Origin of the sequence: Rhodococcus sp. BH5, from assembly GCF_027583855.1 — a bacterium.
Classification (GTDB): domain Bacteria; phylum Actinomycetota; class Actinomycetes; order Mycobacteriales; family Mycobacteriaceae; genus Rhodococcus_F; species Rhodococcus_F qingshengii.
In genome coordinates, this window is the sequence record NZ_JAJHVW010000044.1 from 1 (window position 1) to 4983 (window position 4983).

Annotated in this window: 1 protein-coding gene and 1 pseudogene; one reads left to right on the plus strand and one right to left on the minus strand. The window is 49.9% G+C overall.

From position 1 onward, the window contains the following. Window positions 1-211 precede the first annotated feature (211 nt). Window positions 212-422 (minus strand): annotated as a pseudogene (locus tag RhoBH5_RS32095) (IS3 family transposase); the annotation flags it as partial. 657 nt (window positions 423-1079) lie between these two features. Here RhoBH5_RS32095 and RhoBH5_RS32100 point away from each other — a divergent pair. Continuing rightward, window positions 1080-4983 (plus strand): hypothetical protein (locus RhoBH5_RS32100; protein WP_270009580.1); only part of this gene is annotated, 3904 nt, incomplete at its 3' end.

Genomic DNA, 4983 nt, shown 5'->3' on the forward strand with positions numbered 1-4983 from the left:
CGGTGCGATGACGAGGACAGCGAGAACTGTCCGGATGATGTGCGTGCGTCGCGTCGTGGCCGCGTTGTCGACTACGGGTTGTGGCGCCATGTGGAGCTCTCTTCTCGTGGACCGAAGCAGGTGAGGCACGAAAGGCCCACTCTAACCGGGGGATGTTCGACTATCTTTGTCGTACTAAAAAGAATGTGAATCGCTTTGGCGAGCCCGGGGACTACTGATTTGAGAGATCCGGGATTCGCGTAGTTCTGTGCTCAGCGTAGTAGGTTGCCTTGAGTTCGGCCGGAGGCACATAGCTGCAGCGCTCGTAGAGTCGTCGGTGGTTGAACCAGTCCACCCGTTCCAACGTGGCGATTTTCACAGTTCGATCGTCGCCATGGCCTGCGGGGTTTGATCAACTCGGTCTTGTAGAGACCATCGACGGAGCGGAGTGTTCGGTGCCATCGCTACCAGAGAGTTGGCTTCGGCGAGAGTGCGGCTTGGCTTCAAACGATCACGGGATCTTGAAGAAACTGAAGATGAAAAACATTGGCCGTGATCCGCTGGGCGCTTCAATGTTGGAACTGCAATGTATGAACCTTACGAATGGTAATGAAGCATATTGGGCCCTCTCCGAAGAGTTTGGCGTGGGTAGGGTGACTCAAATGTCGCACGATTAGTAGTTATTAATTCACCTCAAGAGTTATTAACTTAACTTCGCTTGGAATCCCACCCTCTTGGGCAAACTCCGTGGTTGACTTGCAGTAGCCGGAAGCGAGCTGGATGAACCATGGTTTGCCCAGCATGGAAAGGATGACACGTGTTAGTGATTCGTGGCACGTTGACTTGCGTCAACCCTGTCCTGCTGTTTCAATATAAGGGTCGCAATTTTGCGGCGCGTAAGAATTGTAAAATTCCTTGCGCATCGATATTTGAAATTTATGCAATTGAGTGAAGGATGATAATTGCGTGAACATATCGGCTCGAGGTCCCCCTTAGGCGATTTTAGTGGATGGTATCTAATTTAGAGATAGATTGGCACGACCTTTACAAAAAATCGATCAAACGAGGTATTTATGATTTCAAAAAGGAAGGAGGTTGCAATGTTCAAACGAACTGTCCGCGTTATGGCAACTGGCGTTGCGCTCATAGGCGCTGCATGGCTGTCTACATCTGTAGCTCAAGCAGACCCACTTGCCAGTCCTCCGCAGACAGGCTCAGAGATTAGTGGAATTATTCAGAATGTAATCGACATCTCTGCTTCAAATATTGTTTCTCCGACTTTGAAAGTTATTGATGAAGTTCGGCATTCACCCCCTCCGGAAGACCCGCTTTATGGACTTCCGAATGTTGGTGCAGCGCTTGAAGCGGCGTTTGTTTCCCAGAATCGCCAAAACGGTGCTCCAGCCGAGGAATTTATCTCCAAGGTTGGGGAGACGGAAACTGTTCACGAACAGACTCCTTCCGCGTCACCAATTCTTCAACCGGTTGATTCTTTCTTAGCGCCGTTTGATAGCGTGATCGCACCGATCGGGGACGCTCTTAGAGACGTAGTGGTGCCTCGTGCGCCCAATGCTGATGAAAATATGGTGCAGATTCAGCAAATCCTTCAGTCGGTGGTTCCTGTATTAGGTGTTTCAGGAAATGATTGTTCGACAGGCGAATGCGAAAATATATTTGCTGGCGGGTTACTAGACGTCGCAATGACTGCTGATCGAGAGCTCGGACTCTTTTTGAATGACCCGGATGGGTTTGCCAGAAATATTGACCTCGTCTATGCTCAAGATCTGATTGCACGTATGAGTGTTTCTGTCAACACTCCGCAATTCGCTGATAGTGTTGATTTTCTTATAGAGGAAAGAGTGTCTCCAATTGTTGGGGACCTACTTGAATCTTTAGGAGTTTCTCTCGCCGTGCCATTGGTATCTGGTTCAGTGGGTGCAGTATTAGGGGGAGTGGCAACAGGTATTCCTGGCGCATTTGTTGGCGCTATTGCAGGATTTCTTAACCCTCTTTCTCCGATTCTTGGAGGGATACCAGGTGCAGTTGTGGGAGCTCTCCTGGGTGCCGGTCCTGGAGCATTGCTTGGCTCTATTCTGGGCGCACTTCCGGGTGCGGTTATCGGATACATTTCAGCAACACTGGCAAGCAGTGCAATAGGAGCTGCTCTGGGCGGATTGGCTGGATTGATTCTGCCTAATCTGCTGATTCCCGTGGTTGGTGCTGTTCTCGGTGGTATCACGACCGCTGTTCTTGGCGGTGGACTGCTGCTACTCGCAACGCTTGCACTCGCCGCTGCAGCATTTCTTGCTCCGCTCCTCATTCCGCTAGTTCTTGTGGCATTACCTCTAATTCTTCTGCCATTAATTCCGGCGTTGATTGTTGGTATTCCACTAGCGTTGCTTTCCGTGATTGCTGCCGCAGGATTATCCGGACTTTATGTCCTGCTGACAAAACTGGCTCTTGGTGTGGCGTCTATCCTGGCTGGCATTCCGGCTCTTGCACTGATTTGGCCTGGAATCGGCCTGATTCTTGCGGGATTGACGTTGATATTTATTTTGGCTCCCATTGAATTCATATTTTTCTTTGTGATTCAAATAGTTTTGTTCCTTGCAATTTCGCTAGCAATTTCCGCTTTGATTTACCTGATATCTCTGGTTATCTTGATTCCGGTGGCACTAGTAATTGGAGCGATTCTTTTCGTAATCGCTTTGATTGTGGGCGCAATTTTGGCGATCGGCGTTCTATTGTTGGGCGCGCTCATCGCGCTTCCGGCAATTGCATTGCTATTTATTCCGGGAGCGATTTTTGGAGCATTAGCAGGATTAGTGCTTTCTTTGATCGTATCTGTATTTACTACCCCTCTAGGCGCAGTGATAGGTGGCCTGCTTGGGGCCATTAATCCCCTCAATTTAATTGGTGGATTAATGGGAGGTCTCTTAGGAGGAATAATCGGTGGTATCGCCGGTCTTCTGACAGGCGGAATCGTCGGCGGATCGATTGGTTCAGCAATTGGAACGTTCCTGGTATCGCTGATTTCAGCAGGCATAGCGGCTATTTTTGGATTCGCAATTTTTGCAATTCCTGGCGCTATTGTCGGCGGTGGATTAGGTGCTTTAGCTTCGTTGCCATGGATGCTCGCTGCTTTTGTAGCGCTGGCAGTAACATTTATATCGTCTACTGTTAATAGTTGGCCTGCAATGAGCGGGTATGCGCAACGGCAGTTCAATATTCTATCGTGCCTTGCTCTGCTGGCATGGGAGAACAGCAATATCGCTCGTCTTATTGGTGGACCGGGCGGAAATGATAGCCCTGAATTGCGTGATATTTCTTCTGTCCTTAATGATTGGTATCAAGGAAGATTTGACAACGAAAATATTCGCGATGGGGCCGTCATTGGCGGGATCCTTGGAGTTATCAGTGCAGGCGGAATTGGGGCCGTTCTCGGATTCTTAAATGGTCTATTTAGTCCATTGAATTTGTTGGCTGCAGTTCCAGGTGGCGTATTTGGCGGCATACTTGGTAGCTCACTTGGTGGTATTATCGGAATTCCGTTGGGTGCTATCCCCGGAGCTATTATTGGGGTAGCAATTACGTCCGTTATCGATTCTTTGGTTTCCGCGTTGGCTGGTTCCGTTCTTGGTTATTTGGCTGGAACGGTTCTATCAACTGTTGCTGGTGGGGTTATCGGAGCTGGTCTTGCGACTGCTCTCGCAGCAATTTCCAGTCTCGTTCTGGGAGGCGGTGCCGGAATCATCTCTGGTATTCTGACATTTGTTGGAACCTTTGGAGTCCTTGGGCTTCTGTCGATCGTACCGGTTGTTTTGAGCATTGTGGCTTCGTTGTTGGCGGGTTTGGTGCCTGCTCTCATTGCGCTCGTGGCTCCATTGGCAATACCCGCACTGATTATTGGTGCAATCTTTGCTGTGATCGCAATACCGTTTACTGTGGTCATGTTTGCCGGGGTCATATTGGGCTTGATTGCAGCTGCGATTGCGGGCCCGTTGGCAGTGCCTGCAATTCTTTTGTTCTTGGTTGGATACCTCATTGTTATTGGTGGAATCGCACTCATTGTGGCTGCGGTTGCTCTCGGATTTACATTAGTCGTAGGTATCCCTCTAGCTATCGTGACATATATTATCTTCCAGATTTTGATTGGTTTGCCTCTTCTTATTTTATCTGGAATTCTAACCTTAGCTCTGCTGGGTATTTCTGCAGTAATCGCTACTGTTGCTAGCTTGCTTGTTGGTGTCACGATTGGCTCTGCGGTATCTGCGGTATCGGCATTGCTGCTTATTCCGCTCGCGCTTCTTGTTGGATCTGTTATCGGCGCAATTGGCGGGTTTATCGCAAGCCCTGTAATCGCAGTCCCTGGAGCGATTTTGGGTGGTGCGCTAGGAGCAATATTTGGTCTGTTAAATCCGTTGAACCTTTTTGGCGCAATCCCGGGAGCCATTATTGGTGGCCTTCTTGGAAAGCTGTTCGGTTCGATTCTAGGCGCTATTCCTGGGATTATTATCGGCGCTTTGTTGGCGGTATTAACGACTGCGTTTGCGCATGCGATTAGCAGTGCATTCGTTGGAAGTGTCTTTAGTAGTGGAGTTGGCCTGTGGTTTGGCACCGCTATTGGCGCAATCGTTGGTGCTGTACTGCCACGCCGAGACGGAAATGTTCCAGACGTCGATTGGAGTCGCGCAGTCGAAGCTGTTCAACGCCTAGTTTTGAATGGTTCGGTTCCGCAGGTTCCGGGTCAGTCGGGTCAGCCGGGTGTTGATTGTGATTTGAATGGTTCGGTTCCGCAGGTTCCGGGTCAGTCGGGTCAGCCGGGTGTTGATTGTGATTTGAATGGTTCGGTTCCGCAGGTTCCGGGTCAGTCGGGTCAGCCGGGTCAGCCGGGTGTTGATTGTGATTTGAATGGTTCGGTTCCGCAGGTTCCGGGTCAGTCGGGTCAGCCGGGTCAGCCGGGTGTTGATTGTGATTTGAATGGTTCGGTTCCGCAGGTTCCGG